This window comes from Aeromonas sp. s13 (genome assembly GCF_040907905.1).
In the GTDB taxonomy this organism is placed as follows: Bacteria; Pseudomonadota; Gammaproteobacteria; order Enterobacterales; family Aeromonadaceae; genus Aeromonas; species Aeromonas veronii.
Genome location: NZ_JBFOCS010000067.1, coordinates 1 through 17,327, shown reverse-complemented (window position 1 = coordinate 17,327; position 17,327 = coordinate 1). Strand labels below are relative to the sequence as shown.

Genomic DNA, 17,327 nt, shown 5'->3' with positions numbered 1-17,327 from the left:
AAGCATGACCACTTCACAACTCGAATTTGTCCCCTTCCCCTACGCGGATGCGGCCTATGACTATGCTGGCCAGAAGCTGGCGGACAACTGGGATCGTCTCCATCAGGGGGATGCCGAACCCTGGCCCGAGGATGAACAGGTACAGGATGCCTGGCGGGCCTATCATGCCGGGGATTTTGCCCGGGCCGTCGCCCTTGGCGAAGCGGCCGGTGAGGCGGGCCTCAATGTGGCAAACAAGGCACTGGTGATCCACGCCAGCTATCTGCTGGAAGACAAGTATGCCAAGCGCGCCGCCTTCGAGCGGGCGGCCAGCCATGCCGAGAAGCTGCAAAAGCGCCAACCCAAGAACGCCAACGCCTGGTATTTCCACGCGCTGGCCCTCGGGCGCTACAGCCAGGTGATCTCCATCTCCAAGGCCCTCTCGCAAGGAATTGGCGACAAGATCAAGGCAAGCCTTGAGAAGGCGCTGGAGCTGGCGCCAGATCACGCCGAGGCCCATATTGCCTTTGGCGCCTGGCATGCGGAGATCGTCGACAAGCTGGGGGCCATGATCGGCGGCCTCACCTATGGCGCCAAGAAGGAGGAGTCCGAGCGTCACTTCAAGGAAGCGCTGGCGCTGATCCCCGACTCGGCTATCGCCCGCATGGAGTACGCCAACGCTCAGGTGATGCTGCACGGCAAGAGCCGCCTGAAAGCCGCCGAAGCCCTCTATGCCGAAGCGGCCGAGTGCGAACCGATGGATGCCATGGAGCGCCTCGATGTGGAGGCGGCGCGCGAGGATCTGGAGGATTAACCGCCATTCCTACCGCTAAGAAAAACAAAAGGCCAACCCGCGGGTTGGCCTCTTTCATGATGGGAGCTGACCGGTTGGCTACGCCGTCACCGGTCGCTCAAGTGCACACTCAACCGAGCAGCGCATCCAGTCCGTTGGGGTCAAACAGTAGCTCCGGCTCCATCAGCACCAGCAACAGCAGTTGCTCGAACTCCACCGCAAACCGCTCGACCACCCGATCCGGGTCCGGTACCAGCTTCTTGTCGGTGATTAGGCCCAGTTGCACCTTGTGATCGTAAGAGAGGATGGAGACGCCGACGCCGATATCCCCCGATTGCGGCACCCAGAACAGCGGCTGACGCAATTTTGCTCCAGCCAGATAGAGGGTCTGCTGCGGGCCGGGCACATTGGTGATCACCGCGCTGGCCTTGGCCGTGAGCAGCTCGACGGCCTGCTGTTGCACCGCATTGGGGGCCATGCCAAGGGCATGTAACAAGTTGAGCACCACCACGGGTTGCAGCGAGGTGCGTAGCGCCTGCATCCGGTCACGCACGGTATAGAGCCGCTGCAACGGGTGTTCAACATCCAGTGGCAAGTCCAAGGCCACCAGCCCGAAGCGGTTGCCAAGTGCCCCCTCATCGTCCGGTGCACGCATATTGACTGGCACCAGGGCGCGGACCTTGACCTTGTTGGCATCATCCCCCTTCTCCTGCAGGTAGTGGCGAAACGCCCCTGCGGTGGCGGCGATCAGCAGATCGTTGACCGAGCAGCCCAGTACCTTGCCCACTGCCTTGATATCCGGCAGATCAATTTGCTCCGACCAGGCCACCCGCTTGGTGCTAGTGGTCTTGCCCCGCAGGCGGCAGGGTGAATCATCACCGAGGGTGGCGATATTGCACAGCTCGCTCGCCACATCCCGCCCGGTCTTGAGGTAATCCACCGCCTTGGTGGGATGGGTGACCACTTCGACATATTTGGACCAGAGGCTACCGGTCAGCTTGAGACCGGCCCGCACCAGACGGCTGCCCTGGTGGCAATCCTCCTCATCCTCGTCATCGCTGTCATCCAGTGGCTCCGGTGACGGTGGTCGCGGCGCCCCTTCCGGGGTGTTATCCATCATGGTCAGCATGGCCCGCACCAGCGAGAAGCCGTCGCCCATGGCGTGGTGAATGCGCACCACCAGCGCTTGCCCACCCAGCGACGTGTCGGTGAGGTGCATATCCCACAGGGGGCGCTGGTGGTTGAGCGGCGTCGAGGCGAGATCGGCCACCAGCTTCTCCAGCTCCAGCTTGCCCGCTTCACCCGGCAGGATCACTCGCTTGAGGTGCTGATCGAGATCGAAATCGGGATCATGACGCCAGTAGTAGGAGCCCCCCTCCAGCACGGCCCGCTGGTGGAAGCGGGGTTGCACCGAAATGGTATGGCGTAATCCGGCCCGCAGACGCGCTTCATCAAGCTCTCCTTCAAACATCAGGACACCGATGATCTGCATCAGGTTGTTGGGTCTGTCCATGCGTAACCAGGCGGTATCGACGCAGGAGATAAATTCACTCAGTGGCATGGTTGTTTCCCTACAAAATGAATTTACCGAGACGGCAAATTGCTACTGTCCTCATATCCGGATGAAGACTTGATGCAATCAGAATGACATTAATGAGTGCCGACTCGAAATATGAAATAAAGATGAAAGATTACTGACAAATAGAATCAAGGCCTCGCCGGATAATAAATCTGACAAACCTTATGGCTTGCCAATTTATTTCAAACAACCATCGTTTACAGCTGGTTTATTTAAAGCCAGTGCAACGAAGAGTTTCAAACACGTTTGGGACAAGGTAAGCGATTGTCGACATAATCGAGGATCTCTTGCTCCAGTACGCTGCGTACTGGCAACAGCATCAAACCAAGATGCACTTCCAGTTCCAGGGTATCTTCGTCCAGGGTGAGAGTGCCATGTACCCCTGAGCCGCGAAAGTGTAGCTCGGTCTCCTCTTCATCCGCCCATTCGCAATCGAGTTGATAGCTCTCGCTCATGTCCGCAGCGATGGCTTCGGCCGCGATCCGGGCGGCGGCCAGTCCCAGCGGATGCTGACGGCTGATCTGGATGGTAGAGAGTGCGCTGCTGCCAGCGAGCGAGTTGAAGAACATGGTCGTTACTCTGGGTCATAAGTTAGTTATTGATATTAAACACATGTTCACAACAAATGAAAGGATGGTTCACATAAATGGGACTCACTTAACAGAGTCGAGAGGGATGCAGGCCATCAACGGGGCATGGCATTTATTCCCTCCCCCGTGCGCGCTACACTTGTCACGGAACGGTCAGCAAAAGCTGCTTGTTTTTCATTCACTTGTATCTTCGTATCACCGAATTCCCATCAATGGGCCCAAGGCCAGAGAGCTGTAGATGACGCATCAAGAACATGCCCACGACGACGATAGCACCCTGGGTCGGCTCTACCGCCAGCTCAAGCGGGTTGCAGCCTTGCGCGAGCAGATGCGTGCCCACCCGGAAGATCAGCAGGATCGGGATCGGCTACGCCAGTGGCAGGCCGACCGGTTGGGGCGAACCCATCGTGATCTGCTGGAGAGTGACCGCTACGGCCCCGCCGCCGAGTTTTTCCTGACCGATCTCTATGGCCCCGGGGATTGCGCCCGCCGCGATGCAGATGTGATGCGGGTGATGCCGACCGCCGAGCGGCTGTTGCCGGAGTCCGGTCTCAAGGTGCTGGCGCAGGCGATCGAGCTTGATGCCCTCTCCGAAGAGCTGGATTACCTGATGGTGGTGGCGCTGCGGCGCATTGATGGCATTGATCCCATCACGCCGGACCATTACACCATCGCCTATCGTGCCGTAGGTGAACAGGCGCGCCGGGAACATCAGATTGCGCTGGTGAGCGAGCTTGGCATGACGCTGGATAGGCTAGCGAGAAAACCGCTGCTGGGGGCAACCCTCAAGCTGGTGTCAGGGCCCGCCCATCTAGCGGGGCTTGGCGAGCTCTTCTCCTTTGTCGAGCGGGGCTATCAGGTGTGTCATCACATGGGGCGTGCCAACGAGTTTCTTGAAACCATCGCCAGTCGCGAGACGGCGATCATGACGGCGCTCTTTAGCGGTGATAGCAGCGTGCTGGCTTAAGCTCGATAGACGAAGATTGTTGCAAATAAATCGAGTTAAAATTGGTCATTGTTACGTCAGTGAAACAGTGTGCGGGAAGCGGATCGTTGCCGTGGTGGTGACATTACAACAACGCGAGGCCCGATCGTTGGTAACAGGCAGAAGTAGCAACGTCTGAACGTTTGATTGTGCAAGAAGTTGCCAGACGACAAAGCGGGCCGCTGGGCCCGCTTTTCGTTTATCGCTGTTTGCCGGTAGATATCGGTCAGATCACCAGCAGATCCATAAAGGCGTGTACCGGGGTGGCGGCAAGGCGCGGCCCATCCTGACAGAGGGCCAGAATGTCGCTGACCCGTTTGGCCGGGAAGCGGGTGGCCAGATTGTGCTGGAATTTATCCACCAGCAGCGGGATCCCCTCCTCCCGACGGCGACGATGGCCGACCGGATACTCCACTTCCACCTTGGCGGTGTGAGTGCCGTCCTTGAAGAAGATCTGGATGGCGTTTGCGATGGAACGCTTGTCTGCCTCCAGATACTCGCGGCTGTAACGCTTGTCCTCCTGCACCACCATCTTGCTACGCAGCGCGTCGATGCGGGGATCGGCGGCAACATCGTCCTCATAATCCTCGGCGATCAGGCGACCGAAGATGAGAGGCACCGCCACCATGTACTGCAGGCAGTGATCCCGATCGGCCGGGTTGTTGAGGGCACCGACCTTGCTGATGATACGAATGGCCGACTCATGGGTGGTGAGCTCGATACGGTCGATCTCCTCCAGACGCCCCTTCACCTGACCGTGCAGCTTCATGGCGCACTCCACCGCGGTCTGGGCATGGAACTCGGCGGGATAGGAGATCTTGAACAGCACGTTTTCCATCACATAGCTGCCGTACCCTTGATGCAGGGCGAACTGATTGCCCTTGAACAGCACGTCGTAGAAACCCCACTTGGGCGCGCTCAGTACGCCTGGATAGCCCATCTCGCCGCTCATGGTGATAAGGGCGAGGCGCACCGCGCGAGAGGTGGCATCCCCCGCCGCCCAGCTCTTGCGCGACCCCGCATTGGGGGCATGCCGGTAGGTACGCAGGCTCTGGCCATCGACCCAGGCCTGGGAGATCGCATCGATCACCTGATCACGGGTACCCCCCAGCATGTGAGTCACCACGGCGGTGCTGGCGACCTTGACCAGCACCACGTGATCGAGACCGACCCGGTTGAAGGAGTTTTCCAGCGCCAGCACACCCTGAATTTCGTGGGCTTTGACCATGGCCACCAGCACATCGGCCATGGTGAGCGGCGCCTTGCCCTCGGCCACGCGAGTACGGGAGAGCCAGTCGGCGGTGGCCAGAATGCCCCCCAGATTGTCGGAGGGGTGACCCCACTCGGCGGCCAGCCAGGTGTCGTTGTAATCGAGCCAGCGGATGATGGCACCGATGTCCCAGGCTGCCTTGACCGGATCGAGGCAGTGCTGGGTGCCGGGCACCCGGGCGCCGTGGGGTACGAGGGTGCCGGGTACGATGGGGCCAAGGTGTTTGGTGCACTCGGGGAAGCGCAGGGCCAGCAGGCCACAGCCCAGCGTATCCATCAGGCAGTAGCGGGCGGTGTCGAGGGCCGCCTCGCTGGTAATGGGGTGGTTGCAGACATAATTGGCAATATCGACCAGCACCTGATCGGGCTCGGGTCTGTGGTTGACGTCGACGTTGGCGGACATCGTGACTTCCTTATCGTTGTTGTAGAGAGACAAAGTGACGGGGGGCCGGGCCGACATAATCGGCGCTCGGGCGTATGATCCGGTTGTGCTCGCGCTGCTCCATCACGTGGGCGCACCAGCCGGTGACCCGCGAGCAGACGAAGATAGGCGTGAACAGCTTGGTCGGGATCCCCATGTAGTGATAGGCGCTGGCGTGGAAAAAGTCGGCGTTGGGAAAGAGCTCTTTCTCTTCCCACATCACCTTCTCAGCTTCGCAGGAGACGCGGTAGAGGCGATCATCACCCACCGCTTCGGCAAGTTTGGCCGACCACTCCTTGATGATGACGTTGCGCGGATCCGAGGTGCGGTAGATGGCGTGGCCAAAGCCCATGATCTTCTCCTTGGCCGCCAGCTTGGCCAGCAGTTCGCGCCTTGCCTGCGTCTCGTCTTGCCAATGTTCGATCATCGCCATGGCCGCCTCGTTGGCGCCGCCATGGAGCGGGCCGCGCAGGGTGCCGATGGCGGCGGTGATACAGGAGAACATATCGGAAAGGGTCGAGGCGCAGACCCGCGCTGCAAAGGTGGAGGCGTTGAACTCATGCTCGGCGTAGAGGATGAGGGAGACATGCATCACCCGCCGCTCCAGCTCGCTCGGCGCTTTCTGGTGCAGCAGCGCGAGGAAATGGCCACCGATACACTCCTCGTCGGTATCGAGGGCGATGCGAACGCCCTCGTGACTGAACTTGTACCAGTAGATCAGAATGCCCGGGAAGGCGGCCAGCAGCCGATCCGCCACTTCATGCTCATGCTCATGCTCGAAGCCATCTTCCGGCTCCAGATCGCCGAGCATGGAGCAGCCGGTGCGCAGCACATCCATGGGATGAGCATCGGCGGGAATGCGCTCCAGTACCTCCAGCAGCGCCGTCGGCAAAGTGCGCAGGCGACGCAGTTCGCGCTTGTACGCGTCAAGCTGCTGCTCACCGGGCAACTCCCCCTTGAGCAGCAGATAGGCGACCTCTTCGAACTGGGCGCTGTCGGCCAGCTCCTTGATGTCATAGCCGCGATAAGTAAGACCGGTGCCACTCTTGCCCACGGTGCAGATACTGGTCTCCCCTGCGCTTTGACCGCGCAGACCGGCTCCGCCCAACGGTTTTTGCTGTCCCATAAGCTGCCTCCTATTCCTTGGCTGTAAACAGACGATCCAGTGTCTGCTCGTAGTGGTGATAGCCGAGATAGTCGTAGAGCGACTCCCGGGTCTGCATGGTCTCCACGACGGCGCGTTGATGGCCATCCTGGCGAATATGGTGATAGACGTTGAGGGCGGCCTGATTGGCGGCCCGGTTGGCACTCAAGGGGTAGAGCACCATGTCGACGCCGTGGGCGGCGAGCAGCTCCTTGTCAAACAGCTCGGTTTTGCCAAATTCGGTCATGTTGGCGAGGATGGGCACTTTGGCCGCCTGCTTGAACTGGTCATACTGGGCCAGTTCGGTCACCGCCTCGGCGAAGATCATGTCGGCGCCAGCGGCCACATAGGCGGCGGTGCGTTCAAGAGCCGACTCCATCCCCTCCACCGCCAGTGCATCGGTGCGAGCCATGATGACGAACTCGCTATTCTCGCGGGCATCCACCGCCGCCTTGATGCGATCGCACATCTCCTCCAGCGTGACCACCGCCTTGTTGGGGCGATGACCACAGCGCTTCTGGGCCACCTGATCTTCCATATGGACGGCGGCGACCCCGGCCCGCTCAAACGCGCGAATGGTGCGGGCGATATTGAATGCCCCGCCCCAGCCGGTATCGATATCGACCAGCAGCGGCACTCGGGTCGCCGCGGTGATCCGCTCGGCATCGATCAGCACGTCGTTGAGGGAGGTCATGCCGAGATCCGGCAAGCCGTAGGAGGCATTGGCTACCCCGGCGCCGGAGAGATAGAGGGCTTGAAAACCGCTGCGCTCGGCCATCAACGCCATATAAGCATTGATGGTGCCGACGATCTGCAGGGGATGTTCATTGGCAAGGGCGGTGCGAAAGCGCAGGCCTGCCGAGGGGGACAAACTGGACATCATGACTCCTTTCACCTGTCTAGTCTGGCTATCTAATATCACGTTTACGTTAACGTCAATTATACTTTCGTAACATTTCGGCCGCAGGCAAGACAGGAAACCGGTTTTAGGGTAAATTTCACCAATTCCTTCAACAGGTTGAATTGTATGATGGAGCCCGGTTCCGTAATTGTCTGTCCGGCGTGCGACTTGCTGATCCAGCGCAAAGCACTGCCGCTGCGTCGCCATGCCCACTGCCCGCGTTGTCACCAGCATCTCTATGGCCGTTATGCCTTTCGTCCCTCCCAGTTGATGGCCCTGACCATCACCGGATTTCTGCTGCTGCCCTCCGCATTTTTTGAGCCGTTGATCTATCTGCGGCTGGCGGGGGTCAACACCGACGCCGATCTGCTGCGCGGTATCCTGGTGCTGTTTGGCGAAGGTGAATGGTGGGTAGCCAGCCTGGTGCTCTGGTGCGCCGTGTTGGCGCCGGTGGGGTTATTGGCGGGGATCTTTGTGCTGGCTTCGGGTCTGGCCAAACGTTGGCACATTCTTCCCGTCACTTTGAAGCTGGTCGAGGTGTTTCGCCACTGGGCCATGCTGGAGGTCTATATCGTCAGCCTGCTGGTTGCCCTGTTCAAACTGATCGACATCGCCGATGTGCGCCTCGGTGGCGGGTTGCTCAGCCTCGGTATTTTGATGCTGCTCAACATGACCCTGCTGATCCTGTTTGACCCCGTCCCCTACTGGGCGCGGATCCCGTTAAAGGAGCCTGAACATGACCAGCGCCCGTGAGATGGGGCTCTGCCGCTGCCATACCTGCGGTCTGCTGGTGCGTTATCAAGCCGGGGCAGTCTGCCCCCGTTGCAGCAGCAAATTGCAGGTGCGCATTCCCCGCTCCCTTGCCTGGTCATGGGGCTTGCTGGCGCTCGCCACCTTCATGTTGCTGCCTGCCAACCTGCTGCCGATTACCCATTTCTACAACAAGGGGTTGCTGCAGTCAGATACCATCTTCAGCGGTATCATGATGCTCTATCGCAGCAAAATGAGCGGGATTGCCACCATAGTTCTCACCGCCAGCATACTGGTGCCAGTTGGCAAGATATTGGGGCTGGGCTGGATCTGCTGGCAGTTGCAGCGGGCCAAACCGGTGCGGCGCAAGCGCCAGCTGGTGATGTATCGGGTGATCGATTTTATCGGTCGCTGGTCGATGCTGGACTTGTTCGTGATTTCGCTGATGGTGGCACTGGTCGATCGGGGGGTGCTGCTGAGTGTCCGCGCTGGCCCGGGGGCCACCGCCTTTGCCGGTGTGGTAGTGCTGACCATGATGTCGGCCCGTATGCTCGATACCCGTTTACTGTGGGACAAGGCGGCCCGTTGATGATTTCTCTGTTTTTGTCTGATGTGCTGTTTAATCCAGCCAATAAGGAGTCACTATGATCGGGGCTGAACCCGTCATCGAAAAGCGTCGCTGGTTATCGCCGGTCTGGCTGTTACCCCTGATAGCCCTGCTGCTGGCAGGTGGCTTTCTCTATCAGCAGGTATTGAGCCGTGGCCAGCTTATCCAGATCAACTTCGCCCAGGGCAACGGCATCTTGCCGGGTAAAACCCAGGTTCGTTATCAGGGGGTGGCCATCGGCGTGGTGCAGGAGCTGGAGCTGGCTGAAGATGGCCGCAAGATTGCGGTGATGGCCAAGATTGACAGCCGTGCCAGACCGCTGATCCGCAAGGGATCCGACTTCTGGCTGGTGAGCCCCAAGGCATCGCTGACCGAGATCTCCGGTCTCGATACCCTGGTCTCCGGCAACTACATCAACCTGCAACCGGGGCGTGAAAGCAATCCGCTGGAGGAGACCTTCGATGCCCTGGAGGGCCCTCCTCCCGGCTATCAGGCTCAGGGGCGCATGCTGCACCTGACCGCCGATTCTCTGGGGTCGGTGGGGATTGGCGCCAAGCTTTATTTTCGCGGCATCGAGGTGGGCAGCGTCATCAATACCCGCTTGGGTCAGGACAACCAGAACGTCATTCTGGATCTGGTGATCGAGCCGCGTTTCGAGCATCTGGTCAAAGCCGATACCCGCTTCTGGAACATCAGTGGCATCAAGGGCTCCTTCAGTCTGGCCGGGGTGAGCGTGGAGGCAGGCAGCCTCACCTCCATCCTGAGCGGCGGCATTGCCTTTGACTCGCCCAAAGATTCACCGGAACCTGAGAAGGGACAGACTTTCGTCCTTTATAAAGGGCTGGCGGAAGCAGCGCGCGGCGAGCGTATCGACATTGCGGCTGGCGATCTTCCGGTCAAGGAGGGGATGCCCATCCTCTATGAGGGGATCGAGATCGGTCGTATCGACCCCATTCGGCTTACCGATAAAGGCCGGATGGTCACAGCGCTGATCAACCCGGAGCAGGCTTATCGCATTACCGACAAGAGTCAACTGGTGTGGGAGAGCGTCTCCCTCTCCGCGACCGGCGTGCAGCATGCAGATCGCCTGCTCTCAGGCCCTGCCATTCGTCTCGACTATGTGGTGGGCAAACCGGCACAGAAGATGACCCTGACCGATCGCGCCCCCCAGAGCGGCACCAAAGTGACGCTGCAGGCCGACGATCTGGCGGGGCTCAATCAGGATGCACCTATCTGGTACAAGGGATTGCAGGTAGGCCGCATCAGCCAGCTCATCCTGGATACGCGTGGCAATGCCAGCATCGAGCTGGTGATGGCGCCAAATTATGGCCATCTGCTCAATCGTGCTCGCTTCTATCGCGCCGCCCCGTTGCAGATTGATGCCGATCTGAGTGGCATCAAAGTAGAAACCAGTCCGGCCAGTGCTTGGCTGGGGGGCGGGATCAAGCTGGTGCAAGCCAGCAGTGGCGAGCGGATTAATCGTCTCTACCCGAGTCAGGAGCTGGCACTGCTCGGCACCCGTGATGCCAAGCCGCAGCGCTGGTTGCTCAAAGCAGATCAGGCCGATGGCATTGGCATTGGCTCGCCAGTGCTTTATCTGGGGCTGGAAGCGGGCAAGGTCAAACAGCTGCGCGCCGCCAAAGAGGGGGTCGAGATCGAACTCGAGATTGATGGAGTCTATGCTCCCCTCCTCGCCCAGCAACCCCAATTCTGGAAAAAACCGGCCATCGACACCAAGGTGCGGGTCGATGGGGTGCAGGTCAAGGTGGGCAACCTCGGTACCCTGCTGCGCGGCGCCATCGAGTTCGATCGGTTGGCCAATGGCCGCAGCAGCCATCAACTGTTCGATTCCAGGGAGCAAGCCAAGGCCAAGGTGCGCCAGCTGTCACTGGTGGCAGAGAGCAATCCGGGGCTCGGGATTGGCAGCCCGATCCGCTATCGTGGGGTCGATATCGGCAAAATTGAAGAGATCGAGCTGGAGCCGTCTCTGGGTCAGGTGATCTTTAAGGCCGAACTAGATGGCCACTATGCCGAGCGTTTCCTGCAGTCCGGTGCCCGCTTTACTCTGGTGCAGGCCAAGCTGGGGCTGGGCGGTGTCGCTCACCTCGACACCCTGATCAAGGGGGCGTTTGTAGAGGCACAACCCGGTAAAGGCGCTGGCAAAAATCGCTTCCCCTTGAGTCAGGTCGGCCCGGTGGGTCTGGCCCTGACCCTCAAGAGCCCCTCCGTCAATGGCCTTAGCGTCGGCAGCCCGCTGCTGTTTCGCAAGATGGTTGTGGGCAGTGTCACCAAGGTGGCGCTGGCTCGGGATGGTAGCGAGGTGGTGATCGACGTTAACGTGGATCAGGAGTATGCCCATTTGGTGCGGGCCAACTCCCGTTTCTGGAATGTCTCCGGGGTCAAGGCGGATATCGGGCTGACCGGCGGCACCATCGAAGTGGAGACGGTGCAGAGCCTGCTGGCTGGCGGTATTGCTTTCAATACGCCGGAGAGAGAAATGGGTCCAACCGTCAAGGCAGGACACAGCTATCCGCTCTACGGCAAGGCCGAGAAAGAGTGGCTGGAGTGGAGTCCGCGTATCCAGCCCTGATCTCTTCCCTTTGTATCTCATCAAAGCCCGGCACTGTGCCGGGCTTTTTTATATTCCGGTGCTTGTTGATAGGGTTCAGATTCAGAATATTCTTAGCCTTGTGGTAGGATATCGCCCCTCTTTTTCGGTCAACGAGACGGCACAGTGCACGACAACACCTTCCTTCCCGATTACTTTTTACGCCACATTGCGGCCATCATGCCGGCCCATCTCTCGATGGAAGACTTTGTGGCCAGTTGTCGACGTCCGCTGCGCCGCAGCATTCGGGTCAACACCTTGAAGATAGCCGTCTCGGATTTCGTCGCCCTGATGGAGCCACTGGGTTGGCAGCTCGACCCTGTGCCCTGGTGTGATACCGGCTTCTGGCTGACCCGCAGCGATGAAACTGTCCCCCTTGGCAACACCGCCGAGCACTTGAGCGGGCTCTTCTACATTCAGGAAGCGAGCTCCATGCTGCCGGTGACGGCACTCTTTGCCAGCGACAAGATCAAAGCGGATGGCATGTTGCTGGATGCGGCGGCGGCCCCCGGCTCCAAGACCACCCAGATCGCGGCTCTGATGAACAATCAGGGAATGCTGGTTGCCAACGAGTTTTCCAGCAGCCGGTTGAAAGTGCTTAGCGCCAATATCCAGCGCTGCGGCGTGACCAATGTGGGGATGACCCATTTTGATGCCAAGGTATTTGGTCAGTGGTTGCCGGAGACCTTCGATGCCATCCTGCTCGATGCCCCCTGCTCCGGTGAAGGTACGGTGCGCAAGGATGAAGATGCGCTGCGCAACTGGAGTATCGAGAGCATCGACGAGATTGCGGCGGTGCAACAAGGGTTGCTGGAGAGCGCTTTCCATGCCTTGAAACCGGGTGGCGTACTGGTCTACTCCACCTGTACCTTGAGTGAACAGGAGAATCAGGCGGTCTGCCAATCCCTGCTGGACAAGTTTGGCGATGCCTTGAGTTTTGACTCGCTGGCAGACCTGTTCCCCCATGCAGAGCAGGCCTGTACATACGAAGGATACCTGCACGTTTGGCCCCAGATCTTCGATAGTGAAGGCTTTTTCGTCGCCAGATTGCGCAAGCATCACTCGGTGCCCAACACCATGTTCAAGCCTGGCAAGCTGGGTAAATTCCCTTTTGCGCCGCTTCCTGCCAAAGAGGCGGAACCCATGTTGCGCGAGATCGAAGCCAACTTCGGGGTGGCACCGCAGGGTCAACTGTTTGGCCGCAATGACGAGATCTGGCTCTTCCCCCAGCTGTTTGATCAGGTGCAGGGCAAGCTGCGCTTCGATCGCATCGGCATCAAGTTGGCCGAGACCTTCAAGAAAGGTTATCGCCTCACTCATGAGTGGGCACTGGCCTATGGCGATAAAGCGAGCAAGGGCGTGGTTGAGCTTGATAGCGCCAATGCGCGGGAATTCATGATGGGGCGGGACGTCTGGCCAGAACAGGATGCGGGCACTGGCGAGGTGATCGTCCGCTATCAGGGACATACCCTGGGGATGGGGAAATGGGTGGGTAGTCGGGTCAAGAATGCCCTCCCCCGCGAGCTGGTGCGTGACAACAATCTGTTCAATGCGTAGTGGGCCGTTCGGTGCATAAGCACTTGAACGAGTCTGAAATACCCACACTCTGGTTGAACTTTTCTTCGGATCTTGAAAAGCCTTGAGCCTTGTCTAAGCTTAAGGCAATCCGAACACCAGTTAGCGCACGGCTCTGCAAGGAGCCAATTCCCCTATGCCAGGTACAAGGAATTCGTACCTGGCTTTTTTTATCTCTTCACGTATCGCTGTTACTTCACTCTTGTGTCTATTCAACGGTCTCTTCGACCTGTGTGGTGACTCTGTTTTCAAACGGAGTTTCTCTACCCAGCTCATGTTGGTAGAGCAGATCGATCGCCTGCTCGATGAGTGATGCCTGACTGTCTTCGAGATGAAGACCCAGTGCGGCCAATCGTTCGGCGTGGCGATTGCTGATCCAGCATTGCAGCCGGGTATGGGTCTCCTGCTTGCGTTTTACATGTTGGCGCTGCCGCTCGGCATTGTTTTGGGACACCGCCTCTTGCTCTTCACGCACTGTCATTTCTTGGCTCATATGTCCTTGCGATGTTCCATTTCCGGATTTGTTATCTCTCATCACATGCCATTATCCATAGGAAGATGGCCCATCCCCTTTGGGCTGCAGGCTGCACGGCAAATATATCATCAGATCAACAAGATATCATTTAACATAAAAAATGAAGTGACGCAGTTGTGTCAAAGCAAGCCATCAAGGGCATGATCGGAGAATTTGTGGGCGTCATCGAAGTACTCCTGCAGGGTTCGCATATCCTTGTGGCGAGTGACTTCAATGATCTTGTTCATCGGCTTTCCGGCAGTCACCGCCGAGGTGATGAACCCGCGACGCAGGCTGTGGCCACTGACGTAGAGATCGTCAATGGTTTGGCCGGTTCGGCGCTTGATCATCAGATTGATGCCCTGAGGGCCGAGCGGTTCGGCCATCAGTTGACCCCAACGATTCATGCGCCGAAATAGTGGCCCCTCGCTGATCCCGCTTTTGTGTAGCCACTTTTGTAGTGCCGAGACGGGACAGTAATGCTTGCCCGGGATCAGGGCGATCTCGGTTTCATGCAGCTGATGTTTGCTCGGTTTGAGGCGAAGGCGGATCCCCTGCCCCACAAAATCGAGATCGCTCACCTCAATTCGGGCTGCTTCCGAGCGGCGCAAGGCGCCACTGAACATCAAGAGCAGCAGGGTGTGATCACGCAAACCAGCCAGATCACCGGTGTCGATGCCATCCAGCACCTGGGTCAATGGTTGCAGCGTCAGGGCGCCGGTTTTGTGTTTACGGTTATCCCCCAACCTGACAATGCCGCGCATCATCTCCTTGATTTCGGGATGTTCGGTGGGCATGGGATGAATGCCTTTCTGCTTGAAGGCATAACGGATCCCGGCAAGCCGTCTCACCAGGGTTGCCGGTTTTCGAGGCTCGCCATTACGCAGCTCTCCCTTCCCCTCCTCTTTATCCAGCCATATCCAGTCGGCCAATACGCCGTCGGCCTGATCAGCGAGAAAATTCATGATGTCGTGATGGGTGGTTTGCAGTGGATCCAGTCCGTGCAATTGACACCAGAAGACAAAAATACGGGTATCCGCCTGATAGGCATTGAGTGTGGAATCCGCTTTTGCACTGCGCAAAAAGCGGCGTGCCCGACTATTTAGCTGTGCATCAAAAACAGTCTGCAGTGACTGATGAGCTGGATTAGACAAGGATGGATATGCCACTGAACTCTATGATTCATATGAAGTTTGAGAGGATCTTACAGGATCCTTCCCATACATCAAGTACCGATAATGAATATTATCGATACTTAAAACATGCTGTTTTTATACTCTTTGGCCACATTAGATAAACGAAACATCGGAGTATCATTCAACTCTGTATCTATGGATGAACAGGTTACATTGGCTAGAAAAGGTGAGAGATAACGCAGCTCGGTATTGATATTCAGGTGGGTAATCAGCTTGGTATTTGAAAATTAAAAAGCCCCGAATAACGGGGCTTGGGGGTTATTTTTTCGCCAGCTTGAACAGTTCAAAGAAATTCCGGCTGGTGGCTTCTGCCAATTCATTGAGCGGAATATGACGCAGGTCAGCAATAAACTGCGCAACGTCTCGCACAAAGGCGGGTTCGTTCTCCCTCCCCCGATGCGGTACGGGGGCAAGATAGGGCGAGTCGGTCTCGACCAGCAATCTGTCGAGGGGCAGAGCCTTGACCACCTCTTGCAGGGCGGACGCATTTTTGAAGGTGGCGATCCCGGAGATTGAGATATAGAACCCCATCGCCATCGCCGCTTGCGCCATCTCGAGGGATTCGGTGAAGCAGTGCAGCACACCGCCGACCTGATCCGCGCCCTCTTCACGCATGATCTGCAAGGTATCTTGCTGGGCATCGCGAGTGTGGATGATCAGCGGCTTGTTCAGCGCGCGAGCAACCCGGATATGTTCGCGGAAAGAGGCTTGCTGAACTTCCTTGTTCTCGGGCGAGTAAAAGTAATCGAGACCGGTCTCACCGATGGCCACCACACGTGGATCGGCAGCTTGCTTGAGCAGCAACTCGGCATCGACACCGGGTTCCTGATTGAGCGGGTGTACACCGCAAGAGGCAAACACCTGGGGATAGGGAGCGATCGCCTCGAGCATGGTCGGGAACTGTGCCTGAGTCACACTGACACAGAGAAAATATCCCACGTCCAGTTTCGCGGCCTTGGCAAGTACATCAGACATGCTGGTCTGCTTGCTGCCATAGCTGAGGCGATCGAGATGACAGTGGGAATCAACGAGTAACATATAAAACCTTTCTGCTTGTCGGTACTTATAACCAGCGACTGAGCCAGTTCATCAGATGGATGGTGGGATTGGAGAGCTGACCCGGCTGACAGGCCGCTTTCAGGGCAACCAGATCTTGTTCTGCCTCCAGCAGTTTTTCGCTGGAGTGCTGCTCCGCCAACCGCTGGCTCAAGATGGCCAGATCAGGCATGGCCAGCTGATGGTGACCACATCCGGCCTGGGTTTTCAGGGCATCACACAAGAAGAGCTGCAACCAGTGCAACCTGACCTGCGTCTCCTGACCAAGCTGGCTGCACAGTGCCGTCGCCTTGACCGGACTTTGACTCAGGGCGACAAACTGTTCCAGCAGTTCGCGGCGAGTACCGTCCTGTTGCAGCTCGATATAGTCGAGTACCCGCAGCGGTGCCCCCTGACAGATCCGCACCTGAGCCAGAGTGGCCTGATGACCCTGCTCGGCCAACCAGCGTACTGTTTCCCCTTCCGCAGGCAACTGACAGACATGTTTGTGACAGCGACTGAGAATGGTGGGAAGCAACCGGGAAACCTGGGAGGCAATCAGCAACAGCAAGCTGTCGCCGGCCGGCTCTTCCAAGGTTTTCAACAGGGCATTGGCTGCCGATTCGGTCATCCGCTCCGCATCAGGAATGATCACCACCTTGCCACGGCCGAGCTGGGCAGAGCCCTGCAGCCGGGTGCAGATCTCGCGAATGGCCTCGACCCCGATGGTCTTGCTGTCGCGCGTTATGGTGCCGAGATCCGGGTGGTTGCCCTTGTCAAACAGCTGGCAGGAGTGGCACTGACCACACGGTTCTCCACGATCCGGTTGTTGGCAAAGGTGCAAACGCGCCAGCCGCTCAGCCAGTTGCTCCTTGCCAAGACCGGGATCGCCCAGCAACAACCAGGCGTGGCCGAGACGACCGGACTGGGCCGTCTGGCTCAGGGCATGCCAGTCAGGGATCAGCCAGGGATACATAGCGGCTCGTTCGACAGATAGTGATCCAATGCACACTCGATGGCCGCTTTGACCTGTTCCGGCGTTTGCGCCGCATCGATCACCACAATGGAATCATCCTGGGCGGCCAGTTCGAGATAACGAGTTCGGGTACGCTCGAAGAAGCTCAGTTGCTCCAGTTCGATGCGATCCAGCTCGCCGCGATGGCGTGCGCGCTGCAAGCCAAGGGCAGGATCGATATCGAGATAGAGGGTGAGATCCGGCTTGAAGTTGCCGAGCACCGCCTGCTTGATGGCTCCGATAAGCTGGGCATCGATACCACGGCCGCCCCCCTGATAGGCCTGGGAGGAGAGATCGTGGCGATCCCCCACCACCCAGATACCATCGGCCAGTGCCGGCTTGATGCGGGTCTCCACCAGTTGTACC

The 17,327-nt window shown here is 58.4% G+C and carries 16 protein-coding genes; 6 read left to right on the top strand and 10 right to left on the bottom strand.

All coding sequences use genetic code 11. The features are described from left to right. Positions 1-4 precede the first annotated feature (4 nt). On the top strand, positions 5-793 hold the full coding sequence (locus tag AB5Y82_RS12905; RefSeq protein WP_368174058.1) for a hypothetical protein: 789 nt from the start codon (positions 5-7) through the stop codon (positions 791-793). A gap of 109 nt (positions 794-902) precedes the next feature. On the opposite strand, the gene AB5Y82_RS12900 is transcribed toward AB5Y82_RS12905, so the two are convergent. Both AB5Y82_RS12900 and AB5Y82_RS12895 read right to left on the bottom strand, forming a co-directional pair. Next, on the bottom strand, positions 903-2,333 hold the full coding sequence (locus tag AB5Y82_RS12900; protein WP_338774919.1) for a wax ester/triacylglycerol synthase family O-acyltransferase: 1,431 nt from the start codon (positions 2,331-2,333) through the stop codon (positions 903-905). A 254-nt stretch (positions 2,334-2,587) separates the two neighbouring features. Further along, entirely contained in the window at positions 2,588-2,920 is a 333-nt protein-coding gene (locus AB5Y82_RS12895) for a polyhydroxyalkanoic acid system family protein (RefSeq protein ID WP_139441359.1), read from the bottom strand. Positions 2,921-3,179: 259 nt separating this feature from the next. Here AB5Y82_RS12895 and AB5Y82_RS12890 point away from each other — a divergent pair, with 259 nt between their 5' ends. After that, a complete protein-coding gene (locus AB5Y82_RS12890; protein WP_338774918.1) occupies positions 3,180-3,908 on the top strand; it encodes a hypothetical protein in 729 nt (242 codons plus the stop codon). A 244-nt stretch (positions 3,909-4,152) separates the two neighbouring features. On the opposite strand, the gene AB5Y82_RS12885 is transcribed toward AB5Y82_RS12890, so the two are convergent. Genes AB5Y82_RS12885 through prpB form a run of 3 tightly spaced genes read right to left on the bottom strand, consistent with a single transcriptional unit; the run spans position 4,153 to position 7,640 of the window. Further along, positions 4,153-5,598, bottom strand: a complete 1,446-nt coding sequence (locus AB5Y82_RS12885; protein ID WP_368174057.1) for a bifunctional 2-methylcitrate dehydratase/aconitate hydratase — start codon at positions 5,596-5,598, stop codon at positions 4,153-4,155. A gap of 10 nt (positions 5,599-5,608) precedes the next feature. After that, positions 5,609-6,742 (bottom strand): 2-methylcitrate synthase, encoded by a 1,134-nt coding sequence (prpC, locus tag AB5Y82_RS12880; RefSeq protein ID WP_368174056.1) that lies wholly within the window; start codon positions 6,740-6,742, stop codon positions 5,609-5,611. Between the two features lie 10 nt (positions 6,743-6,752). Next, positions 6,753-7,640, bottom strand: coding sequence for a methylisocitrate lyase (gene prpB, locus AB5Y82_RS12875; protein WP_368174085.1), 888 nt, complete (start codon positions 7,638-7,640; stop codon positions 6,753-6,755). Positions 7,641-7,787: 147 nt separating this feature from the next. Here prpB and AB5Y82_RS12870 point away from each other — a divergent pair, with 147 nt between their 5' ends. The 4 genes from AB5Y82_RS12870 to rsmF all read left to right on the top strand — a co-directional run bounded on the left by AB5Y82_RS12870 (position 7,788) and on the right by rsmF (position 13,183). Next, on the top strand, positions 7,788-8,414 hold the full coding sequence (locus tag AB5Y82_RS12870) for a paraquat-inducible protein A (protein WP_368174055.1): 627 nt from the start codon (positions 7,788-7,790) through the stop codon (positions 8,412-8,414). Further along, the gene (locus tag AB5Y82_RS12865) at positions 8,392-9,000 is read left to right on the top strand and encodes a paraquat-inducible protein A (RefSeq protein WP_368174084.1); all 609 of its coding nucleotides are present in this window, start codon (positions 8,392-8,394) and stop codon (positions 8,998-9,000) included. The genes AB5Y82_RS12870 and AB5Y82_RS12865 overlap by 23 nt, the downstream gene beginning before the upstream one ends. 55 nt (positions 9,001-9,055) lie before the next feature. Further along, the gene (locus AB5Y82_RS12860) at positions 9,056-11,608 is read left to right on the top strand and encodes an MlaD family protein (protein WP_111901110.1); all 2,553 of its coding nucleotides are present in this window, start codon (positions 9,056-9,058) and stop codon (positions 11,606-11,608) included. A 144-nt stretch (positions 11,609-11,752) separates the two neighbouring features. Further along, positions 11,753-13,183 carry a 16S rRNA (cytosine(1407)-C(5))-methyltransferase RsmF gene (gene rsmF, locus AB5Y82_RS12855; RefSeq protein ID WP_111901111.1) on the top strand — a complete coding sequence of 477 codons (1,431 nt, stop codon included), beginning with the start codon at positions 11,753-11,755 and terminating at the stop codon, positions 13,181-13,183. 226 nt (positions 13,184-13,409) lie between these two features. On the opposite strand, the gene AB5Y82_RS12850 is transcribed toward rsmF, so the two are convergent. The 5 genes from AB5Y82_RS12850 to tmk all read right to left on the bottom strand — a co-directional run. Beyond that, positions 13,410-13,694, bottom strand: a complete 285-nt coding sequence (locus AB5Y82_RS12850; RefSeq protein ID WP_368174054.1) for a RepB family protein — start codon at positions 13,692-13,694, stop codon at positions 13,410-13,412. A 161-nt stretch (positions 13,695-13,855) separates the two neighbouring features. Next, positions 13,856-14,797, bottom strand: coding sequence for a tyrosine-type recombinase/integrase (locus AB5Y82_RS12845; RefSeq protein ID WP_236758026.1), 942 nt, complete (start codon positions 14,795-14,797; stop codon positions 13,856-13,858). Positions 14,798-15,169: 372 nt separating this feature from the next. Next, positions 15,170-15,949 carry a TatD family hydrolase gene (locus AB5Y82_RS12840; protein WP_111901114.1) on the bottom strand — a complete coding sequence of 260 codons (780 nt, stop codon included), beginning with the start codon at positions 15,947-15,949 and terminating at the stop codon, positions 15,170-15,172. 25 nt (positions 15,950-15,974) lie between these two features. Continuing rightward, positions 15,975-16,922 carry a DNA polymerase III subunit delta' gene (gene holB, locus AB5Y82_RS12835; protein WP_111901115.1) on the bottom strand — a complete coding sequence of 316 codons (948 nt, stop codon included), beginning with the start codon at positions 16,920-16,922 and terminating at the stop codon, positions 15,975-15,977. After that, positions 16,907-17,327, bottom strand: a 421-nt coding sequence (gene tmk, locus AB5Y82_RS12830) for a dTMP kinase (protein WP_368174053.1), incomplete at its 5' end; no start/stop codon positions are given. The genes holB and tmk, both read right to left, overlap by 16 nt.

Bases quoted from the DNA above. Each gene is read 5' to 3' on its own strand.
- AB5Y82_RS12885 (WP_368174057.1), bottom strand. From the start codon at position 5,598: ATGTCCGCCAACGTCGACGTCAACCACAGACCCGAGCCCGATCAGGTG.
- AB5Y82_RS12850 (WP_368174054.1), bottom strand. From the start codon at position 13,694: ATGAGCCAAGAAATGACAGTGCGTGAAGAGCAAGAGGCGGTGTCCCAA.
- prpB (WP_368174085.1), bottom strand. From the start codon at position 7,640: ATGTCCAGTTTGTCCCCCTCGGCAGGCCTGCGCTTTCGCACCGCCCTT.
- prpC (WP_368174056.1), bottom strand. From the start codon at position 6,742: ATGGGACAGCAAAAACCGTTGGGCGGAGCCGGTCTGCGCGGTCAAAGC.
- AB5Y82_RS12890 (WP_338774918.1), top strand. From the start codon at position 3,180: ATGACGCATCAAGAACATGCCCACGACGACGATAGCACCCTGGGTCGG.
- AB5Y82_RS12860 (WP_111901110.1), top strand. From the start codon at position 9,056: ATGATCGGGGCTGAACCCGTCATCGAAAAGCGTCGCTGGTTATCGCCG.
- AB5Y82_RS12870 (WP_368174055.1), top strand. From the start codon at position 7,788: ATGATGGAGCCCGGTTCCGTAATTGTCTGTCCGGCGTGCGACTTGCTG.
- holB (WP_111901115.1), bottom strand. From the start codon at position 16,922: ATGTATCCCTGGCTGATCCCTGACTGGCATGCCCTGAGCCAGACGGCC.
- AB5Y82_RS12895 (WP_139441359.1), bottom strand. From the start codon at position 2,920: ATGTTCTTCAACTCGCTCGCTGGCAGCAGCGCACTCTCTACCATCCAG.
- AB5Y82_RS12905 (WP_368174058.1), top strand. From the start codon at position 5: ATGACCACTTCACAACTCGAATTTGTCCCCTTCCCCTACGCGGATGCG.
- AB5Y82_RS12900 (WP_338774919.1), bottom strand. From the start codon at position 2,333: ATGCCACTGAGTGAATTTATCTCCTGCGTCGATACCGCCTGGTTACGC.
- AB5Y82_RS12840 (WP_111901114.1), bottom strand. From the start codon at position 15,949: ATGTTACTCGTTGATTCCCACTGTCATCTCGATCGCCTCAGCTATGGC.